We start from the raw sequence: 15715 nt of genomic DNA on the forward strand, positions 1-15715 counted from the left end.
AGGTCAGTCACCCGCGCCCAGTGCCTCGCGCAGCTTGTCGCGAACGGCCTTCGGAAGCCCGCTCACCTCGTCGGCGTCGATGGGGGGCGCGCTGTCGTCGTTGCTCGTCGGCTGGTTGGGTTTGCCGAACGCCCGATCAAGCAGGGCATTCGCGGCGGAGATGCTTGCCTTGGGGTTGTCAGAGGCCATCCAGTAGGCGAGGCGTTCTATAGCCTCGATGCCCTTGGCGCGGGCCAGCCGCAGAACTTCGCGCTCCTCAGCGGGCCTTCCGCCGGGGTTGCCGGACTGGCCGGGCGCGAACCTGCCCCCGCCTGATCTCAGGTTGACGACTTGAGCGGTCATTGCGGCCACTCCTCAGCAGGGGCGAGACATTCGGCCACGCGATACAGCCAGTCGCCAAAGTCGCTTGCCCATCCCCAGCGGTTCCACAAGCCCAGCTCGCAGAACTGCCACGCCATCTCGTCGGTCAGGTCGTACAGCCAGCGTTTCATCGCGCGAACCTCGCCAGCTTCAGCCCCCGGCTCTCGCGCTTCGGATAGGCCGTAGCAGCGAAGAAGCGGCGGCTGGTGTCCTGCACTTCCTGCTCAACGGTTTCGACTTCAGCCTGGAGTTCGGTCACGTCCGTGGTCAGGCTTTCCGTGGAGGCGAGATAGGCGAGCGCTTCATCCTGAAGGATCGCGGCGTCAGCGGGGTCGCTCGGGTCGAGGGCTTCTAGTTCGGCTTGGGACAGGGGCATTAGGCGGGCTCGCGAAGCGGCTGGGTATTATACCCGGTTGAGGCAGCAACCTCCCTGACCATGGCGCCGTAGTCCCTGCCTGCTCTGGCAGTCTTCGGGGCAAGCTCGGCAAGGGCGGCGAGGCGGGGAAGGATCATGGGCTCTGCGCGGAATGCGCGCTCCAGACGGTCCAGGACTTCGGCCTCTGGCGTCGCGGCGTTGGCCAGGGCGAGAAGCTGACGGGTCATGCTGTCGAGGAAGCCGGCTAGATCACTGGCGCTGGCCTTGATGGCGGTGAGGCGTTCTTCGCGGGTCACCGGTCCCCCTTTGCCGAATTGTGCGGGCGACAGAGGAAGCGCAGGTTCTCCAGGTCGTCCGTTCCACCCCGGCTTAGGGGAACGATGTGGTCGATCGTCAGGTCGGTCGTCACCGGACAGCCGCTTTCGGCGCAACGATACGAATGGCCTGCGTTCAGGAGCGCCAAGGCGAGGTGTGGACGCGCTGCGTTGAACTCACCGCGCCGGACTTTTGTCAGTCCGCGCTTGGCCTCACGGTCCTTTCGTCGCTGCTCTTCGGCGTAGATGACAGAGAGGAACGTGTCGATGTGGATGCGGCCGGCGTTCGCTAGCGGCCCCACGCCGCCACAGCAAGCGTCGGTCAGCAAGGGATGCTTCCAGAAATCCATGGCGTCTTCGAGCCAACTGATCAACTCGTCAGGGTCGCGGCCCGTATCGGCAGCGATGACGTGAGCGATTTCCTTCCAGCGGCTGAAAGCAAGCAGCGCAGTCAGGTCGATACCGAAAGCGAAAATGCCGTTGTTGGCCGAGAACTCGACATCTTCGATGTAGACAGTGCAGGTCATGCGGCCCCTCCCGGCACGATGGACTTACGAAGACGCTCAACCATCTGCGCTTGGGTCTCAGCCGGCGCTGGCAAAGGAACGTCAGGTTTCGGCTTGGCGAGGATAGCCGCGATTTCGGCTCGGCGCTCAGCAGCCGTCTTTGGCTTTTCGACAAGGCGAAGTTCCGGCTTCGGACGCGTCGAGACCGCGCCTTCATGGCGCGCGGGCTCGCTCGCGTCAGATGTAGAACTAGAGCCCTGTAGGGGCTCTGTTCTACTATCTGGTTCTGGTTTTGATTGGTTGGATTTAGCTTGAAGCTGATTTCCGGTTTTAGGACTGTTTTCCTTGGCCTTTTGGACCGCACTCGCTTTTCCGCCCTTTGAGGCCCTAACAATCTTGTCCGTGTAAATCGCCAGTTCCCGTGTCATGCGCTTCTGGGTCAGCGTGCCCCCGCGACGGGTGAAGAAGGCCAGGATGGTTTCGCGCATCCCCTCCCATTCCTTCGGGCTGCACTTGGCGATCTTGGCCAGTTTAGCGTCCGTTGCCGGCAGCTTTCCACCGGCCCGCCACATGGCCATGAGCAGCAGCAGATAGGCGCCGTGTTCGCTCCGGTTGAGGTGCGTGGTGTCGGCCAGGTAGTCAGCGACGTACAGGCGAATGTAGGGGGCGGACGTCACGACTGCGCGGCCTCTAAGGCCACCGCAAACACGTCTGACCGCTGACGGGTGGTCAGGTCACGAGTACGGGCCTGCGTAACGGGCGTGGGCCGGCCCTCCACCGCCGTCACTGCCTGTCGCATGAAGTGGGCAGCCGCCTTTTTGCCAAGGCGAGAGACAAGCTCGTCAACGGCCATGAGGTAGGCCTCTTTGGCGATTGGCTGGGTATAGGTTGCGGCCATCAGCGCTTACGAGCCTCCAGCAGACCGCGCACGGTGCGGCCAAGGCAGTCAGCGGCGACGTGATCGGGAACCCCCGCCCTCGCCATGTCCCTGGCATGCTCGCGGTCTTCGACAGACCACGGGCAACGATGATTGTCCGGGTAGAACTCCACCCGCACCCGGGGAATGGGGGCGAGCAAGCACTCCTCAACCGCCGGCCACGCACGAGCAACACAGCGGGCGGCGACTAGATCTGAAGGCATTCGCAGGTTCATGGCCGGGCCTCCGGTCGCTTGGGGAAGGGTCGTGATTGAATGCGGGCCTTCGGGCCGTCCTTCTGGAAGCCCCTAGACTTCATCCGGGCAGGCTTCCGGGTCTCCGGGTCGGCCTTGCGGATGATGCGCTTCACCTTGGCGATGGTCTTCTGATCGATCGCAGTCTTGGGCTTGTCGCAGGCCGTGTGAGCCGGGCTTATGCCCTCGTCGCTGTCGTCTCGGGTGATCCACAGGGGGTTCCGGTGATCATAGCGAACGTCAGGGCCTTCGATGTCGCAGGGCTCGCCACAGAGCCAGCACAGGCCGATGTCGCGTTCCCAGATGCGGCGCTTGCGGGCGGGCGTCATGGCCCTGCGGAGGGGATCGCGGGCCATCAGGCGGCAATCCTCGGGATGCGGTAGCCGAACGGGGTCAGCCAGGTGTTCAGGTGCGCGGCAACGTCGGCGAGCGAGTAGCAGACGCCGACCAGGGCGCCCTTCTCGAGCGCGGCTTCCATGAACTCGCGTTGGCTGGACGTGACCTTGCCGCCGGGGGCCTTCAGCTCAAGAAAGGCGGCCTTGCCTTGCGGGGCGATCAGGCAAATGTCGGGCACGCCGGGGCGAACCCCAAGCGCCTTCATGAGCCCGGCCTCGGCCTTGGACCGCCAGCCGCCATTGGGCACATGCCACCACAGCAGGCCGGGGATGGTGTTGAGATAGTCGGCGACCTGCCGGTGCAGAATTTCCTCGGCTCGGATCACCGACCCACCTCCCGGCGCAGGCGAGCGGTCTGGATTTCGCGGGCGTCGTTGGCGGCCTCATGTTGGCCCCGGGTGTCTCCCCGGCGGCGAGCGTCACGGAAGCGGCGAGCGGCGACTTCCTGCCTGTTGCGAAGCTGGCGAGCCTCCGAACGGTGAACGCCGTCCATGATCAGGGCCCAGATCGCCATGGCCAGGGCGAAGGCGAACAGGCCGTAAGCGGCGAACTTGTCGAGTTGGTCGAGGGTCATTCGTCTTCCCCTTCGAAGGCGTAAGGCGGGGGCTCGGGGAGGTCGCGCAACGTTCTGACTTCCCAGCCCCAAGGTTTGCGGTGCGCGTGAGCGTCGTGGTCGGCGCAGTAGGACGTGTCCGGTGCCTGCCGAGCGCCGCAGAACAGCTGCACACCTTGTGCGTCTTCCGTTAGGGGCCAGCGGCAGTCCTCAGCCCCAAGGGCCTCCAGACGCATAGCTTTGCGGGCGTCAATGAGGGGCGGCTTAGGGCGCTTGGGCTGCGGCGCGCGGTTTTCGATCCGCGTCCAGCCGAGGCGACCGATCTTCGCAGATACAGCGCCCTTGCCGATCTGCATCGTCTCGGCAATGAGCTGATGGGTCAGGCCCGCTTCGAACAGCAGGCGCAGTTGAACGATCTTCGCATCCGGCCAATCATCGGTGATCAGCACCAACGGCACGACGACACCGCCCAGCGTCTTTGCGGGCGGGGGTGTCGTCGGCTCGTCAGGGATGCGGGCGGCCATCATTCGAGAGGTCCCGCATCCGAGCGGTCGCCCATTCGGCCAGTTTCAGGCCGGGCAAACGAAGGAGGCTCGCCAGCGCGGCCCACAGGCGCGCGGGAGCCCAGATGCAGAGCAGCAGCCCAATCGCGATCCATCGCAGCCAGGGCGGCATCGGCTTGGTCTTGTCGGCGGCGCTCATCGGCCAGCCTCTCGCGTTCTTGGGTGATGAAATCGCTCAACCGCGTGCGCAGCCGGATTTCGAGAATGTGCAGCGCCAACCCCATGCCGCCGCGCTTGTGGTCGATGATCTTGTCTATGGTGGTCTGGCTGGCCTGACCGTAGACCAGCCCCTTGGCCTCGCCTTCGGTCAGACCCCACTCGGCCATCGCCGACTTCACGCCGTTCGCCGGCCAACGACGGCGGACGTAGAAGGCCCAGGCCCGCTTCGTCGTCATCCGCTCGGATGATCTTGAGACAAATTCGGTCGGTACAGTCACCAGAGCTATCCCCATTGTGTGCCTCGCAACACAGGGGACAGCTGATGAAAGGGCCGGGACCGACCGACTACCTGGACGCCGCGAAACGCTTGGAGGCTTGGCGCGGCGATCCTGAGACCGAAGAGAAATTGCGCCGACTGGCGCGGAGTTTCAGAGAGCGGGCGAAACCGCCAACGCTGCACTGAATGGGGGACGGGCCCGGCGCCGAGGGGAAGCGCCGGGCCCTCATCGCATTCCGCCGGGGGGGTGGCGGTCTGCGGTGTCTGATGATGGCCCCCGGTCATGGCTCAGGCGGCCTTGTCGCTCTGCGGCTCCACCCAACGGGCGGCCGGAACTCCGAACGTCGCTTCGATTTTCACAGCCAGCTCGAGCGAGGGCTTCCGCTTCCCATTGATCAGGTCGCTGGCGTAGCCCTTGCTCACCCCGAGTTCACGGAGCGCTTTGGCGGTCAAAATCGGCTTGGCGCGCTTGCTCATTCCATATGGTTCGCACAGTGCGAACCATAATTCAAGAGGAAGGTTCGCTTCCTGCGTGACGACTTCGGCCAAGCCGCTTCGCATAGTGCGAACATGGGGAAAGAGACGACCGACCCGAGCGACAAGTGGTTCCTGCGCGAATGGCGGAAGGCGCGGAAGCTGTCACAGCAAGCGCTGGCTGAGGCCTATGGCACATCGAAGGGCTACGTGAGCGAGCTGGAAAGCGGCTCCCGCCGGTTCAACTGGGACCACATCGCGGGCTTTGCGCGCATCTTGAGGGTCAGCCCGGCGGAATTGCTCGGCGTGGATCCCGGGCAACCCAGCCTGGCCGAGCAGTTCCGCTCTGTGCCCTTGATCTCGATGGTGGCCGCTGGCGCCCTTAGCGACCCTGATACCCAGCTTCCGCAGGATACCCAGACAATCGAGATTGCAGGCCTAGAAGCGGGCGACTACTTCGCCACTAAAGTTGATGGCGAGAGCATGAACCGCATCTCTCCCAACGGCTCCACCATCTTGGTGAACCGCGCCGACCGCGAGCCGATCAAGGGCCGGCGGTACATCTTCGCGCGCCGGGGGCGCACCACTTACAAGCGCTTCGAGACAAACCCCCTGCGGCTGGTTCCAGAAAGTACCGACCCCGATCAGGAAACATTCTTCCCGCGCGACGAGGAGGAGTGGACCGTCATCGGTAGGGTCAGGATGAACATCCTCGACCTTTAAGGTTCGCACACCGCGAACTTTCCTGTTGCAACACGGTTCGCATTGTGCGAACGTCCTCTCAACGCAGAGAGGACGCCATGCCCTTCGACACCACTACCCAGACCGGATCGGTAGGAATTAGTTCATCCCGGGACTACGCCCCGAACGCCGATGCGGCGCTCCTCTTGGTCGCTGCCACTGAGCAGGTTAAGACCGGTCTGCGTCCAGTGACCCAGGCTGACCCGGCGTGGTTCCACTGCGGCGGTCGGTTCAACCGCGACGGCAGCGAGCGCGCCGACTACGGGAAGGTGTTCTGGACCCCCACCGCTCCCGGTTCGACGGCCTACTATTTCGACCGCAAGGGCAACGACTTTGCCCTCTGGATGATGGGTGGAGACCGTGAGGGCCAACTGATCATTCAGGGTCGGGCCTTCGAGATCGCTGGCGCGACGGACCCGTTCTGATGAGCGCCCGCACATACACCCCGCGCGAGGCTTACGACGAGGATTGCCGTCGCAGCCCCCTCTACCACGACGGCGGCAAGCGCCCCTCGTGGGACCGCCTGTGCGACGTGGCGAAAGGCTCTTGGGTCAAGAACCCGACGCCCCGCCCTGCTCGCCCCACCATCCAACCTCTTTCAGGGGGAGAAGGGTAATGACCGACCGCGAAGCCTATTTCCGCGAGTGCATCATCGAAGCCGCCGACGAGTGCGGGCTGGCGATGACCGACGCACAAGCTGACCTGCTTGCCCAGCATGTGGCGGGCGCAGCCGAAACGGTCGGCATGTGCTTTGCCGAGCCGAGCGGCGGCGGGCGCGATCCGGTCGCCGATCTGAAGGCTGAACTTCAGCGCGAACGGGACAAGGTCGTCTGCCGGCCCTGCGGCGGGACCGGTGTCGAGGCTGTCGCAGTCGGTTCGTCTCACGTCAGCCGCAGCCAATGCCCGAAGTGCTACGGCGCCGGGAAGGTGGCCCCATGAGCCCGATCACGCAACTCCACCTGGAAGCAGCCGAGCGCCAGCTTACCGCCCTCTCAGAGCAAGTAGCAGGGACGGGTTCAATCGCTGACTACGACCGGCTGTGTGAGGCTCTGGATGCCTACGAGGCGTGGAGCACCACCGGGCCGCAGCACATGGCCCTGTACGATGCTCTGAGGTCAGCCGCGTACCGCTGTGGGGCACCCACTGGCGAGCCCGTTTTGGCCTTCGCCAAGCGCCGCCGGGAAACCTACCGCGCCACCGTCACCGGGGCTGTCGCTCACCTCAACGCCGTTATCACCAGCTTGGAGGTGGCGTCGTGAGTGGCCTGATCGAGGGCCAGACCTACGAGGTTTGGTACCCCTTCAAGCGGGAGACCTATCAGCCGCCGCCCGTACTCGAAAACCCCGGCGCATGGATCAGCAAGTACATCGACCAGCCAGCGGTCCAGACTTGGGCGCCGGGCTGGGAAAGCGAGGCCTGGGAGTACGGCCAAACCTACAACTGGCACGGTAACGGCGCAATGATTTTGACCGTTGTCAGCCTGCACAAGCCCGGCCCGACCTACCCTGAGCGCGCCTTCTACACCCGCCAGTGGCGCGACCCTGACGGCAAGGTTTTCGGCAGGACGAACCTGCGGGTGATCTCCTCTCGCGCGCTCGTCAACTGGCTGCACGGGTCGAGAACCGCACACCTCGAAAGCAGCCGGGAAGAAGTCGAACTCGACTGGCCCGAGCCCCTCCCCCCTCAAGCTAAGGAAGAAACACATGACGACCGAGGCGCTTAAGTCCGGCGAGACCTACCTGTTCACGTTCCGAGGCGTGCTTGAAAGCAAGACGCTCGACGGAGGCTGTGACGTTCGCATCGACGGTGGAACCTGCGGAACTACGCGGTTCGACAAGGGCGAAATGTCCGCCGCTACCGTCGTCCCCGCACCCCGCCCCTTGGAGGTTGGGGATCGGGTTCAGATGACCAACGTCACCGAGCCCGACACCGGCACGATCAAGGGCCTCCACGACAAGTTCGTGTGGGTCGTCTGGGACCTCGAAGAGCCTTCGACGGTGCTTCTCAACGAGCTGGAGCGCGTGTCCCAATGACCCCCTCAGACCAGATACCAGAGGGTGAACTGCCACAGAGCATCGCCTGCGAAACGCTGACCATCATGGGCCTGCCCGTCGTGGTTCACGTTCTGGACGACGGGCGCCGCATCTTCGAAGCCGAAAGCGTCAAGGGCTTGCTGGACGTCATCGCGAATAGCGAGACCGTGGCAGCCGAAGACGTTGAGGACATTCGTCGTGCCCTGCGGGGTGCCCAATGACCAAGTCCCTAGACCTTACCGCCTTCCGGTTTGAGAACGACAGCCCGGCTGCTGCTCATCATCCGAAGCAACTGTCATTCGGTGAAGCTGTGGCTCATGTCGCAGTCGCCGGGTTTGTCGTCGGCCTGGTTGTTGGTCTTCCGGTCTTCACCTTCCTCCGTCTCATGGGGTGGTGGTGATGGCCGATGGATCAATGGTCCGCCCGGGACCACGCCCTGTCGGTCTCTGCGGCGACGCCGAGGAGCGCTCGGCGCTGCCATTTTGCAGGCTCCCCATCTTCCGCCTCGTGGACGGAACGCCCCTCTACAACCGAGAGCCGGCGACGGTCGAAAGCCTCCCCCTCATCCGTCGCAGCCGTGATTTCCACGCGCTGTTCAACACCCCCGAAGCCCTGATGGTCGTGGACTACGCAGACAGGGTCATCGCCGAACTGGAGCAATCCAAGTGACTGACACCGCAGAACTTTTCGCCCGCCTCGCCGAACCCTTTCCCGCTGACGCCGTGTCGTGGCGGGTGGGCTCCACCACTGGCGACAAGTCCAAGGGCATGGCGCTGGCCTTCATCGACGCGCGAGACGTCATGGACCGACTGGATCTGATCTGCGGCCCGGGTGGCTGGCAGAACCGCTACAGCCACGCCAACGGCAAGACGGTCTGTGACCTCGGCATCAAGTGCGGTGACGAGTGGGTGTGGAAGGCGGACGGTGCTGGCGACACCGACTACGAAGCCGAGAAGGGCGCCCTCAGTGACGCCTTCAAGCGCAGCGCCGTTCGCTGGGGCATTGGCCGCTATCTCTACGGGCTCGGCAATACCTGGGTGGAAATCGAACCCGCCGGGGCCAAGTCCTTCAAGATCAAGAAGTCCGAACTGCCGAAGCTGCGGGCCACCCTGCCCAACGTCCGAGCCAGTGCGCCCCGCCCTGCCGGGGTTGTCTCTGGCGCGGTCCTCGCGGCCAAGGCCAGCATCGATCTCTGCATGACGCCCGCCGACCTCAGCAAGTGGACGGAAAACAACGGCGCGGCGCTCGATGCGATGAGCGAAGACGACAAGAACATCGTCCGCAAGCACTACGCCACCCGCCAGCGCGCCGTTCGCGCCGCTCCTGCCCAACAGACCCCCGCCGAAGAGGTGTTTGCCTGATGGCCGACGACGCCCCCAACCCGCGCATCTTCGAAGGCGCCAACAACCCGCCCGCCGACCCCTTCGAGGCGATCAAGGTCCACATCGAAGACCTGTACCTCGAAGCCAAGAACTGGCTGGACGGCGAGCCCATCACCACGCAGGCCCAGGCCGATGAGGTCGGCAAGCTGCTGGACATGATCCGCGAGGCCGAGAAGGCCGCCGACGAAGTTCGGAAGGAGATGAACAAGCCCTTCGATGAGGGGAAGGCGGCGGTGCAAGCCAAGTTCGCCCCGCTCATCGCCGACACCAAGGCCGTTCGCGGCAAGACCGTGCTGGCCTCCGAAGCCTGCAAGGCGGCCCTCGCGCCGTGGCGACAGGAGCAGGAGCGGATCAAGCAGGAAGCCGCCGCCGAGGCTCGCCGGGTCGCTGACGAGGCCGCGCAAGCCGCTGCTGTTGCCGCCCGCGCTGCGGCTGCTGACGACCTGGCTGCGCGCGAGGTGGCTGACGCTGCCCTGCGTACCGCCGAACAAGCCCACAAGGTGGCTGCGAAGGCCGACAAGGCCGCTTCCACGGGAACGGGTCTCCGTTCCTACTGGAGCCCCACCCTAACCGATGGCGTGGTTGCAGCGCGCCACTATTGGACCACGAACCGCGAAGGCATGGAGGCCGCCCTCATGGCGCTGGCCCGCGCCGATGTGCAGGCCGGGAAGCGCACTATTCCGGGGTTCGATGTGATCGAAGATCGGAGGGCGTTCTGATGCTTGTCACCGACGACGACATGCACCACGTCCTTGAGGTCATCGGCGACGAAACCGGGGCGGCGGCACGGGCTCAGCACGAGTACCTGGACGATCTGTCCAAGGTCGTTCTCGCCAAGCTGATGAGCGAAAGCGAGGCCAGTTCCGCGACCGCGAAGGACACGGAAGCCCGCGCCAATCCCGACTACCGCCGGCACCTGATCGCCGTGAAAGAGGCCGCCGAACTCGATTACGTCTGGCGCCAACGCTACGCCGCCGCGAACGCCAAGATGGAAGTCTGGCGCACGCAGAACGCCAACGTCAGAGCGCAGGAGCGTGTTCGATGACCAGCGACGTTGCGAAGCAACCAGACGCCGCATCGGCGACCAGTGACGAAGTCCGGGATAACCCCAAACCCCTTCCCAACCAAAGAGCGGAGACCATAGCTCTGAGGCCCTGTCCGTTTTGCGGATCGGAGCCCCGCGTTTCCCGCTTCATGACCGAGAGCCTGTGGTCTCACAACCAGGTTGAATACCTGTCTATCGCCTGCCTCGATTGCGACGGCGCAGACATGTCGAGCGAAGTGCACGACGAGCTGATCGAGAAATGGAACACCCGCGTACCCCTTAATGGGGGAGGGGAAGAGGCTCTGCGGGAAGCGGCGGACAAGCTCGTCAATCAGTTCGCATGGTCTGCTGTTCAAGCCGACTGCACCGAGGCGAACGTCTATCTGACCGAACTGATCAACGGGGTCCGCGCCGCCCTAGCCACCCTCAACGTACAGGGTGGTGAAGCGGTGTTCGAGGCGGTCGCCAATGATGGCCAGCACAAGCCCGGCGAGATGCGGCGATGGCTGGCCCGGCAGCTCATGGACAGCAAGCTAGAGGATGACGAGGCGTTCGGGATCGTCGCTTTTCACCCGTGCATCACTGACGCCGCCCTGTCCGTCTCTGCCCCTCCCGTAGTTGTTGGAAAACAAGGGCTTAGTGCATCCCAGACCACGGATCAACCGCCTCAGAGCGGATGCGGTGCCGTGGCCCGCACCGACACTGACGACCAGTCTTCGCAGGAGAAAAGATGATGGCCGAACCGTTCGGATACGAAGACCTGAGCAGTCGCGATGGCGACGAGAACATAATCTTTGAAAGCCTGATCTACGAGAAGTGCGACGGCACGCCGTGGGACGCCAACGAACATGGCCTGTGGTGCCCCAACTGCGGCCACCACATCGCCGCGCCATGGAACATCGATGAGGACTACGAAGCGCCGGATCGGTGCCGGGAGTGCGGCCATGAATAGCCCAGCGCCCATCGACAAAATTCACCCAGACCCTCTCCTGAAGACCCTCCTGTCAGCCTATGGCGGCTGCGAGGCCTACGACGTGCGGATCATGGAGGCGCTGGGGCATGACTGCCTGCGTGTCGGCGACCAGTGGAACTATCGCAGCGAGTACAAAGGCGTGGGCGGTAGCTACTGGCACAAGGTCCCGCGCCTGACCGCCGAACTCGACGCGATGGCGTGGCTGTGCGGCTGGAAGCTTCCGGGCCGCCAGTGGAGCATCGGCGGGCCGTACCCGAGCGGGATGTATCGGGCCTCAATGGCAACCCCGATCATCAACGGATGGTCGGACATTCCCGAGCCGGTCTATGCCGCAACAGCGCCGCTCGCGTGGGCCGTGGCCTTCCTCAAGACGGTGGAGCCAGACGCCGAGCCCGGTTTGCCACCCGTCCCTAAAGCGCAGCTAGACTTAGCAATCGCTGCCCTTGTCGAACTGGAAGAGAAGCACATTCGGATGCTTTTCGACGGCGAGCCGGAAGACGCGCGCCGGCGGGAGAGCATGGCGAACGCAATCCGTGGCTGTCGTGTGATCGTTGAAGCCATCGCTGGAGCCCCTACGAACACGCCGACCGCCGGTGATGGCGCGGGCAACGGCACCGCGTCCACCACAGACGCCCGATGACGAGCCCGGGCTACCCCCCAAAATCTTCCAACAAGGTAGAGGAACACGCCGTGACAGACACCGAGAAGCTGATCGAAGAACTGCATCGGATCGGCGGTGATGGCGCCCTGATCCTCTACGAAGCCGATGGCAACAGGGTGCTGGCCTACTCAGACCGCGCCGCCGTCAAGAAGGCCGCCGAGACGATCCCCACCCTCCTTGATCGCATCTCCTCCCTTGAAGGGGAGGTTTCGACCTTGCTCGCCGGAGCTGATGCAGACGCGTTCATGATCTCCGATCTGACGGCAAAGCGGGCCTCCCTTGAAGCTGCGCTGAAGGAAATCGCCACCCACGGCGACGTCGAAGGCCAGACCTTCACCGGCTGCTCAGCAATGGGCCACATGTGGAGCCGGGACCGCGCCCGCCAAGCCCTTTCGGATACCCAGTCATGAGCGCCCCTGGAATGAGCCTGAGCGAGAGGTTGGCCCACATTACCGCTCCTGAGGGGAAGGGATATGGGGCTCTCCCGGAGGGGAAGCAGCCGCCTCAGAGTGGACCGGGTGCCGTTGCCCCGGCCACCTTCGGGCAGGTGAAGTCATGAGCAACCTCATCGAACTTGCTGAACGGGTGGAGAAACTGACGGGCGCGGATCGGGAGACTGACGCGCTGGTCTGGGTCGCTGTCCACGGTGGCTATATCGAGCACAACGGTCATCATGGCGTGTCGTCCCGACGCATCATGTGGTGCGACGACAAGGGGCTGGTGAAGCACCCTGTCGCCCTCGGAGACGGCCTGTGGAGGGAGCGGCGCTCGCTCGGCACCATAGACGCTGCGCCCAAGCTCACCGCCTCCACCGACGAGGTTCTCGTCCTGATAGCTGAGAAGCTGCCGGACAACGTGATCACCAGCGTTACCGTGGTTCGCGCGAACGGCGGGGTGCAATGCATCGGCATCGTCACCTTTGTCGCTGGGACCGCCACTTACAAGGCGAACGCCGCCACCCCCGCCCTCGCATTACTGATCGCCACTCTCCGCGCCCTTGCGAACACGCCGACCTCTCGGGTCGCGCCCTTGAGCGCGTCGCCGCAGACCTCGGATGCCGAGCCCGGGATGCCAAAAAACCCCTCTAACGTGGAGAAACAGGCATGAGCGATCTTATGGCGGCTTGCCCTTTTTGCGGCGGCACTGATCAGTTTGTTGAGCCTTCCGATTTCTCGTCGGCCTACGTCGTCTGCAACGACTGCTGCGCGAGAGGCCCTAACGCCTGTCAAGAAGACGACGACGAGGAAACCCCCGGCGAGGCGTCGGCTCGCATCCAGTGGAACCGCCGAGCCCTTTCAGATCAGAACAGACTTACAGGGGGGTGGAGAGCGGTTCCTGAGGAGCCGACGCAAGAGATGATCAGGGCCGGCATGGTCGCCGAAGCGCCGCCTTACGAGGGCACGACGAACAGTCTGGACCGACACGCGCTACTCGCCAAGTCGATCTATCAAACCATGCTCGCCGCCTCCCCGCCCCTTCCCCTTCCTGGTGGGGAGGAGAAGCGATGAGCAGCGTCCCGCACTGTCGATGCGGCGAGTTCGACTTCACGCCCAACGTCGAGGCCTTTGAGACCTTCGGCGTGCTGGTCTGCGATGACTGCGCCGAGGATATGTACTCCGGCGACTTCGACGACGGCCAGCCCGACGAAGCCCAGGAATGGGCCGACTTCGATGCGGAGTGCTGATCAATGACCACCCGTCACCTGACCCCGGCAGAGCTGGCCGAGCGGATCGGCCTTTCGCCTGACACGCTGGAAAGGAGCGGTGATGAGTGAGCGCCCGACCCTTTCGCGTGCGGCGGCGGCTGAGTATCTGGATATTTCCACGGACACCCTTGACCGCCTCCGCGCCGCTGGCTTGATTACCGCCTTTCGAGCGGGGATCAGGCTGGTCCGGTTTGAGCGCTCGGAACTTGAAGCCTACAAGAAGCGCCGGTGCATCTCGTCCAGATCAGAAACTCCCCGCGCTGGTACGTCCAGTTCCGCGACGGAGGCAGATCGCGCCGCGTCTCAACGGGCACGGAGCATCGCCGCGAGGCTGAGGCGTTCCTTGCAGCATTCCGCCTAGAACATGCGGAGCGCCCGACCTTTGACCCGACGCTCCCCGAGATCCTTGACTGGTACTGGAACACCCATGGCCAGCACGTCGCCCGGCCCGACAACATCGACCTCGGGATAAGAGCCCTCAAGGCCTTCTTCGGATCCACTCAGGCGACGGCGGTTCGCCTCTCCCATCAGCAGGCCTTCGTCGATCACAGGCGATCCGAGGGCGCCGGGCATGAGAGCATCCGCCGTGACCTCTCCGTCCTTTCAGCAGCCCTCAGAAGGGCCGCCAAGTACGAACGCATCCCCACGGCCCCGCCGGCCCTCACCCTGCCCCCCAACGCCCCCAGAGAACGCTACCTGACCCGCGATGAGGTGGCCCGGCTGTACAGGGCTCTGCGAGGGAAGCGGCAGCGGCATGTGCTGGTCTTCACCCGCCTCGCCATAGCCACCGGAGCGCGAACCACAGCCCTTCTCGAATTGACCTGGGACCGGGTTGATCTGGTCAGGGGAACGGTGGACCTCAACGTCCCCGGTCGCCGGCAGACGAATAAGCGCCGCGCCCTCGCGCCCATCGACCCCATCGTGGTGCGGATGCTCAAGCACGAGTACAAGCACCGCCGCTCCGAGTACGTCATCTGCTGGGCGGGAAAGCAGATCACCCGGATAGCCAAGGCCTTCATCAGCCAAGCCGAGTTGTCGGGGATTAAGGATGTTTCGCCCCACGTCCTGCGGCATACGGCGGCCACATGGGCGGCGCAGAACGGGGTCAGCATGTTCCTGATCGGGGGCTTGCTGGGCCAGACGGTGCAGGCGACGACGGCCCGATACGCCAAGCATTCACCCGAGGCGCTGAGGCAGGTTTCGCGGGGGATCAGGCGCAAGGCGGTCTAGCGCGTCAAGTTGCGCCGTGTTCCTGCGGTGTTCACGGTATTTGCGCGCTCTTTTGCGGTCTTCAACGATAAGAAAGATCAGCGAATACAAATAGCTATAGCAAAGACACCGTTCTTGTGCCAGAGGGTGTCATCGGCATCGAGGCCGACCGTGGTGATGCGCATGGGTCGGGGTTTAGCGATCCGGTTGTGCGCCGCCAACCGGCTTCAGGGCAGAAACATGCTGGCGAACCATTCCAGCCGGACGACTGCGTTGTCGCGATAGATCACGCAAGCCGTCCCGCGCCGCCACTTCTGCATCTCGTAGACATCCGCCTTCTCGCCCGGCTTGAGCGCCGGCCCCAGGCAGCGGCCTTCGCCCGTGGTCTCGAGGTAGGTGAAGCCATGCCGCTCCAGCGCGCCCCGGGACTCGGCCGCCGGCATGCCTATACGGACGTCCCATCGTTCGCCGGTCTCCAGCTTGCCCTGGGTTTCGGTGATCCCGGCGCAACCCGTCGCTGCCAGAAGCCCTGCCATGGCCAGAGCAATCCTCAGGCGCACGCAGGATGTCCCTTGAGCACCCGCTCGGTCGACCCCGGCGCCTTGGCCAGCAGCGCCGTCGGCCTGGCCGGCCGCGCGACCAGACCACCCCCGCAGTTGGGACAGACCCCGCCGAATCTCTGATCCGCGCAGGTTTCGCAGAAGGTGCATTCAAAGGTGCAGATCATCGCGCCGGCCGCGTCGGGGGCCAGATCACGATCACAGCATTCGCAGTTTGGCCGAAGTTGGAGCATACCGCCCTCCGATAGCGTTTGACCCG

General features: G+C 64.4%; 35 protein-coding genes and 1 pseudogene. 21 read left to right on the forward strand and 15 right to left on the reverse strand.

Annotated elements, in window-relative coordinates; all coding sequences use genetic code 11:
• Positions 1–3: 3 nt before the first annotated feature.
• The 13 genes from AC2YG9_RS01155 to AC2YG9_RS01215 all read right to left on the reverse strand — a co-directional run bounded on the left by AC2YG9_RS01155 (position 4) and on the right by AC2YG9_RS01215 (position 5222).
• A complete protein-coding gene (locus AC2YG9_RS01155; RefSeq protein WP_487296086.1) occupies positions 4–342 on the reverse strand; it encodes a DUF5681 domain-containing protein in 339 nt (112 codons plus the stop codon).
• The gene (locus AC2YG9_RS01160; protein ID WP_487296087.1) at positions 339–491 is read right to left on the reverse strand and encodes a hypothetical protein; all 153 of its coding nucleotides are present in this window, start codon (positions 489–491) and stop codon (positions 339–341) included. The genes AC2YG9_RS01155 and AC2YG9_RS01160 overlap by 4 nt, the downstream gene beginning before the upstream one ends.
• Entirely contained in the window at positions 488–736 is a 249-nt protein-coding gene (locus tag AC2YG9_RS01165) for a hypothetical protein (RefSeq protein WP_487296088.1), read from the reverse strand. Before AC2YG9_RS01165 ends, AC2YG9_RS01160 begins: the two co-directional genes overlap by 4 nt.
• A complete protein-coding gene (locus tag AC2YG9_RS01170; protein ID WP_487296089.1) occupies positions 736–1032 on the reverse strand; it encodes a hypothetical protein in 297 nt (98 codons plus the stop codon). Before AC2YG9_RS01170 ends, AC2YG9_RS01165 begins: the two co-directional genes overlap by 1 nt.
• Positions 1029–1577 carry an HNH endonuclease gene (locus AC2YG9_RS01175; protein WP_487296090.1) on the reverse strand — a complete coding sequence of 183 codons (549 nt, stop codon included), beginning with the start codon at positions 1575–1577 and terminating at the stop codon, positions 1029–1031. The genes AC2YG9_RS01170 and AC2YG9_RS01175 overlap by 4 nt, the downstream gene beginning before the upstream one ends.
• The gene (locus AC2YG9_RS01180; RefSeq protein ID WP_487296091.1) at positions 1574–2233 is read right to left on the reverse strand and encodes a YdaU family protein; all 660 of its coding nucleotides are present in this window, start codon (positions 2231–2233) and stop codon (positions 1574–1576) included. Before AC2YG9_RS01180 ends, AC2YG9_RS01175 begins: the two co-directional genes overlap by 4 nt.
• On the reverse strand, positions 2230–2454 hold the full coding sequence (locus AC2YG9_RS01185; protein ID WP_487296092.1) for a hypothetical protein: 225 nt from the start codon (positions 2452–2454) through the stop codon (positions 2230–2232). Before AC2YG9_RS01185 ends, AC2YG9_RS01180 begins: the two co-directional genes overlap by 4 nt.
• 250 nt (positions 2455–2704) lie before the next feature.
• Positions 2705–3082, reverse strand: coding sequence for a hypothetical protein (locus AC2YG9_RS01190; RefSeq protein ID WP_487296093.1), 378 nt, complete (start codon positions 3080–3082; stop codon positions 2705–2707).
• Positions 3082–3447 (reverse strand): VRR-NUC domain-containing protein, encoded by a 366-nt coding sequence (locus tag AC2YG9_RS01195; protein ID WP_487296094.1) that lies wholly within the window; start codon positions 3445–3447, stop codon positions 3082–3084. Before AC2YG9_RS01195 ends, AC2YG9_RS01190 begins: the two co-directional genes overlap by 1 nt.
• On the reverse strand, positions 3444–3695 hold the full coding sequence (locus tag AC2YG9_RS01200) for a hypothetical protein (RefSeq protein WP_487296095.1): 252 nt from the start codon (positions 3693–3695) through the stop codon (positions 3444–3446). The genes AC2YG9_RS01195 and AC2YG9_RS01200 overlap by 4 nt, the downstream gene beginning before the upstream one ends.
• A complete protein-coding gene (locus tag AC2YG9_RS01205) occupies positions 3692–4201 on the reverse strand; it encodes a GcrA family cell cycle regulator (protein WP_487296096.1) in 510 nt (169 codons plus the stop codon). Before AC2YG9_RS01205 ends, AC2YG9_RS01200 begins: the two co-directional genes overlap by 4 nt.
• Positions 4198–4674, reverse strand: coding sequence for a hypothetical protein (locus tag AC2YG9_RS01210; protein WP_487296097.1), 477 nt, complete (start codon positions 4672–4674; stop codon positions 4198–4200). Before AC2YG9_RS01210 ends, AC2YG9_RS01205 begins: the two co-directional genes overlap by 4 nt.
• 287 nt (positions 4675–4961) lie before the next feature.
• Positions 4962–5222 carry a helix-turn-helix transcriptional regulator gene (locus AC2YG9_RS01215; RefSeq protein WP_487296098.1) on the reverse strand — a complete coding sequence of 87 codons (261 nt, stop codon included), beginning with the start codon at positions 5220–5222 and terminating at the stop codon, positions 4962–4964.
• A gap of 21 nt (positions 5223–5243) precedes the next feature.
• On the opposite strand from AC2YG9_RS01215, the gene AC2YG9_RS01220 reads away from it, so the two are divergent.
• From AC2YG9_RS01220 to AC2YG9_RS01320, 21 genes and pseudogenes are all read left to right on the forward strand, one after another.
• Entirely contained in the window at positions 5244–5870 is a 627-nt protein-coding gene (locus tag AC2YG9_RS01220; protein WP_487296099.1) for an XRE family transcriptional regulator, read from the forward strand.
• Positions 5871–5947: 77 nt separating this feature from the next.
• Complete coding sequence (locus tag AC2YG9_RS01225; protein WP_487296100.1) at positions 5948–6313, forward strand: hypothetical protein; 366 nt, start codon at positions 5948–5950, stop codon at positions 6311–6313.
• Positions 6314–6503: 190 nt separating this feature from the next.
• Entirely contained in the window at positions 6504–6827 is a 324-nt protein-coding gene (locus AC2YG9_RS01230) for a hypothetical protein (protein ID WP_487296101.1), read from the forward strand.
• Positions 6824–7147 (forward strand): hypothetical protein, encoded by a 324-nt coding sequence (locus tag AC2YG9_RS01235; RefSeq protein ID WP_487296102.1) that lies wholly within the window; start codon positions 6824–6826, stop codon positions 7145–7147. Before AC2YG9_RS01230 ends, AC2YG9_RS01235 begins: the two co-directional genes overlap by 4 nt.
• Entirely contained in the window at positions 7144–7611 is a 468-nt protein-coding gene (locus tag AC2YG9_RS01240) for a hypothetical protein (RefSeq protein ID WP_487296103.1), read from the forward strand. Before AC2YG9_RS01235 ends, AC2YG9_RS01240 begins: the two co-directional genes overlap by 4 nt.
• A complete protein-coding gene (locus tag AC2YG9_RS01245; RefSeq protein ID WP_487296104.1) occupies positions 7592–7921 on the forward strand; it encodes a hypothetical protein in 330 nt (109 codons plus the stop codon). Before AC2YG9_RS01240 ends, AC2YG9_RS01245 begins: the two co-directional genes overlap by 20 nt.
• Positions 7918–8142 (forward strand): hypothetical protein, encoded by a 225-nt coding sequence (locus tag AC2YG9_RS01250; protein ID WP_487296105.1) that lies wholly within the window; start codon positions 7918–7920, stop codon positions 8140–8142. The genes AC2YG9_RS01245 and AC2YG9_RS01250 overlap by 4 nt, the downstream gene beginning before the upstream one ends.
• Positions 8139–8321 carry a hypothetical protein gene (locus tag AC2YG9_RS01255; RefSeq protein ID WP_487296106.1) on the forward strand — a complete coding sequence of 61 codons (183 nt, stop codon included), beginning with the start codon at positions 8139–8141 and terminating at the stop codon, positions 8319–8321. Before AC2YG9_RS01250 ends, AC2YG9_RS01255 begins: the two co-directional genes overlap by 4 nt.
• The gene (locus tag AC2YG9_RS01260) at positions 8321–8590 is read left to right on the forward strand and encodes a hypothetical protein (RefSeq protein WP_487296107.1); all 270 of its coding nucleotides are present in this window, start codon (positions 8321–8323) and stop codon (positions 8588–8590) included. The genes AC2YG9_RS01255 and AC2YG9_RS01260 overlap by 1 nt, the downstream gene beginning before the upstream one ends.
• Complete coding sequence (locus tag AC2YG9_RS01265; RefSeq protein ID WP_487296108.1) at positions 8587–9282, forward strand: Rad52/Rad22 family DNA repair protein; 696 nt, start codon at positions 8587–8589, stop codon at positions 9280–9282. The genes AC2YG9_RS01260 and AC2YG9_RS01265 overlap by 4 nt, the downstream gene beginning before the upstream one ends.
• On the forward strand, positions 9282–10022 hold the full coding sequence (locus AC2YG9_RS01270; protein ID WP_487296109.1) for a hypothetical protein: 741 nt from the start codon (positions 9282–9284) through the stop codon (positions 10020–10022). The genes AC2YG9_RS01265 and AC2YG9_RS01270 overlap by 1 nt, the downstream gene beginning before the upstream one ends.
• The gene (locus AC2YG9_RS01275) at positions 10022–10348 is read left to right on the forward strand and encodes a hypothetical protein (RefSeq protein ID WP_487296110.1); all 327 of its coding nucleotides are present in this window, start codon (positions 10022–10024) and stop codon (positions 10346–10348) included. Before AC2YG9_RS01270 ends, AC2YG9_RS01275 begins: the two co-directional genes overlap by 1 nt.
• A complete protein-coding gene (locus AC2YG9_RS01280; RefSeq protein ID WP_487296111.1) occupies positions 10345–11082 on the forward strand; it encodes a Lar family restriction alleviation protein in 738 nt (245 codons plus the stop codon). Before AC2YG9_RS01275 ends, AC2YG9_RS01280 begins: the two co-directional genes overlap by 4 nt.
• On the forward strand, positions 11079–11300 hold the full coding sequence (locus tag AC2YG9_RS01285) for a hypothetical protein (RefSeq protein ID WP_487296112.1): 222 nt from the start codon (positions 11079–11081) through the stop codon (positions 11298–11300). Before AC2YG9_RS01280 ends, AC2YG9_RS01285 begins: the two co-directional genes overlap by 4 nt.
• Entirely contained in the window at positions 11293–11961 is a 669-nt protein-coding gene (locus AC2YG9_RS01290) for a hypothetical protein (protein WP_487296113.1), read from the forward strand. The genes AC2YG9_RS01285 and AC2YG9_RS01290 overlap by 8 nt, the downstream gene beginning before the upstream one ends.
• A gap of 50 nt (positions 11962–12011) precedes the next feature.
• The gene (locus AC2YG9_RS01295; protein ID WP_487296114.1) at positions 12012–12392 is read left to right on the forward strand and encodes a hypothetical protein; all 381 of its coding nucleotides are present in this window, start codon (positions 12012–12014) and stop codon (positions 12390–12392) included.
• A 145-nt stretch (positions 12393–12537) separates the two neighbouring features.
• The gene (locus AC2YG9_RS01300) at positions 12538–13089 is read left to right on the forward strand and encodes a hypothetical protein (protein ID WP_487296115.1); all 552 of its coding nucleotides are present in this window, start codon (positions 12538–12540) and stop codon (positions 13087–13089) included.
• Positions 13086–13490 (forward strand): hypothetical protein, encoded by a 405-nt coding sequence (locus tag AC2YG9_RS01305; RefSeq protein WP_487296116.1) that lies wholly within the window; start codon positions 13086–13088, stop codon positions 13488–13490. The genes AC2YG9_RS01300 and AC2YG9_RS01305 overlap by 4 nt, the downstream gene beginning before the upstream one ends.
• Positions 13487–13666: a hypothetical protein gene (locus tag AC2YG9_RS01310; protein WP_487296117.1), complete on the forward strand. Its 180-nt coding sequence runs from the start codon at positions 13487–13489 to the stop codon at positions 13664–13666. The genes AC2YG9_RS01305 and AC2YG9_RS01310 overlap by 4 nt, the downstream gene beginning before the upstream one ends.
• 82 nt (positions 13667–13748) lie before the next feature.
• Positions 13749–13901: pseudogene (locus AC2YG9_RS01315) on the forward strand (helix-turn-helix transcriptional regulator); the annotation flags it as partial.
• Between the two features lie 14 nt (positions 13902–13915).
• Positions 13916–14917: a tyrosine-type recombinase/integrase gene (locus tag AC2YG9_RS01320; RefSeq protein WP_487296118.1), complete on the forward strand. Its 1002-nt coding sequence runs from the start codon at positions 13916–13918 to the stop codon at positions 14915–14917.
• Between the two features lie 206 nt (positions 14918–15123).
• Here AC2YG9_RS01320 and AC2YG9_RS01325 read toward each other — a convergent pair whose 3' ends face one another.
• Together AC2YG9_RS01325 and AC2YG9_RS01330 are read right to left on the reverse strand one after the other, a co-directional pair.
• Complete coding sequence (locus AC2YG9_RS01325) at positions 15124–15456, reverse strand: hypothetical protein (RefSeq protein WP_487296119.1); 333 nt, start codon at positions 15454–15456, stop codon at positions 15124–15126.
• On the reverse strand, positions 15447–15689 hold the full coding sequence (locus AC2YG9_RS01330) for a DUF1272 domain-containing protein (protein ID WP_487296120.1): 243 nt from the start codon (positions 15687–15689) through the stop codon (positions 15447–15449). The genes AC2YG9_RS01325 and AC2YG9_RS01330 overlap by 10 nt, the downstream gene beginning before the upstream one ends.
• Positions 15690–15715 lie beyond the last annotated feature (26 nt).

This window comes from Caulobacter sp. SRI_014 (genome assembly GCF_057586315.1).

Coding starts and splice junctions, on each gene's coding strand:
- AC2YG9_RS01280 (WP_487296111.1), top strand. CDS start 10,345: ATGACCAGCGACGTTGCGAAGCAACCAGACGCCGCATCGGCGACCAGT.
- AC2YG9_RS01310 (WP_487296117.1), top strand. CDS start 13,487: ATGAGCAGCGTCCCGCACTGTCGATGCGGCGAGTTCGACTTCACGCCC.
- AC2YG9_RS01190 (WP_487296093.1), bottom strand. CDS start 3,082: ATGGCCCGCGATCCCCTCCGCAGGGCCATGACGCCCGCCCGCAAGCGC.
- AC2YG9_RS01290 (WP_487296113.1), top strand. CDS start 11,293: ATGAATAGCCCAGCGCCCATCGACAAAATTCACCCAGACCCTCTCCTG.
- AC2YG9_RS01305 (WP_487296116.1), top strand. CDS start 13,086: ATGAGCGATCTTATGGCGGCTTGCCCTTTTTGCGGCGGCACTGATCAG.
- AC2YG9_RS01285 (WP_487296112.1), top strand. CDS start 11,079: ATGATGGCCGAACCGTTCGGATACGAAGACCTGAGCAGTCGCGATGGC.
- AC2YG9_RS01250 (WP_487296105.1), top strand. CDS start 7,918: ATGACCCCCTCAGACCAGATACCAGAGGGTGAACTGCCACAGAGCATC.
- AC2YG9_RS01235 (WP_487296102.1), top strand. CDS start 6,824: ATGAGCCCGATCACGCAACTCCACCTGGAAGCAGCCGAGCGCCAGCTT.
- AC2YG9_RS01260 (WP_487296107.1), top strand. CDS start 8,321: ATGGCCGATGGATCAATGGTCCGCCCGGGACCACGCCCTGTCGGTCTC.
- AC2YG9_RS01185 (WP_487296092.1), bottom strand. CDS start 2,454: ATGGCCGCAACCTATACCCAGCCAATCGCCAAAGAGGCCTACCTCATG.
- AC2YG9_RS01200 (WP_487296095.1), bottom strand. CDS start 3,695: ATGACCCTCGACCAACTCGACAAGTTCGCCGCTTACGGCCTGTTCGCC.
- AC2YG9_RS01175 (WP_487296090.1), bottom strand. CDS start 1,577: ATGACCTGCACTGTCTACATCGAAGATGTCGAGTTCTCGGCCAACAAC.
- AC2YG9_RS01225 (WP_487296100.1), top strand. CDS start 5,948: ATGCCCTTCGACACCACTACCCAGACCGGATCGGTAGGAATTAGTTCA.
- AC2YG9_RS01220 (WP_487296099.1), top strand. CDS start 5,244: ATGGGGAAAGAGACGACCGACCCGAGCGACAAGTGGTTCCTGCGCGAA.
- AC2YG9_RS01270 (WP_487296109.1), top strand. CDS start 9,282: ATGGCCGACGACGCCCCCAACCCGCGCATCTTCGAAGGCGCCAACAAC.
- AC2YG9_RS01245 (WP_487296104.1), top strand. CDS start 7,592: ATGACGACCGAGGCGCTTAAGTCCGGCGAGACCTACCTGTTCACGTTC.
- AC2YG9_RS01155 (WP_487296086.1), bottom strand. CDS start 342: ATGACCGCTCAAGTCGTCAACCTGAGATCAGGCGGGGGCAGGTTCGCG.
- AC2YG9_RS01160 (WP_487296087.1), bottom strand. CDS start 491: ATGAAACGCTGGCTGTACGACCTGACCGACGAGATGGCGTGGCAGTTC.
- AC2YG9_RS01300 (WP_487296115.1), top strand. CDS start 12,538: ATGAGCAACCTCATCGAACTTGCTGAACGGGTGGAGAAACTGACGGGC.
- AC2YG9_RS01275 (WP_487296110.1), top strand. CDS start 10,022: ATGCTTGTCACCGACGACGACATGCACCACGTCCTTGAGGTCATCGGC.
- AC2YG9_RS01230 (WP_487296101.1), top strand. CDS start 6,504: ATGACCGACCGCGAAGCCTATTTCCGCGAGTGCATCATCGAAGCCGCC.
- AC2YG9_RS01165 (WP_487296088.1), bottom strand. CDS start 736: ATGCCCCTGTCCCAAGCCGAACTAGAAGCCCTCGACCCGAGCGACCCC.
- AC2YG9_RS01330 (WP_487296120.1), bottom strand. CDS start 15,689: ATGCTCCAACTTCGGCCAAACTGCGAATGCTGTGATCGTGATCTGGCC.
- AC2YG9_RS01205 (WP_487296096.1), bottom strand. CDS start 4,201: ATGATGGCCGCCCGCATCCCTGACGAGCCGACGACACCCCCGCCCGCA.
- AC2YG9_RS01255 (WP_487296106.1), top strand. CDS start 8,139: ATGACCAAGTCCCTAGACCTTACCGCCTTCCGGTTTGAGAACGACAGC.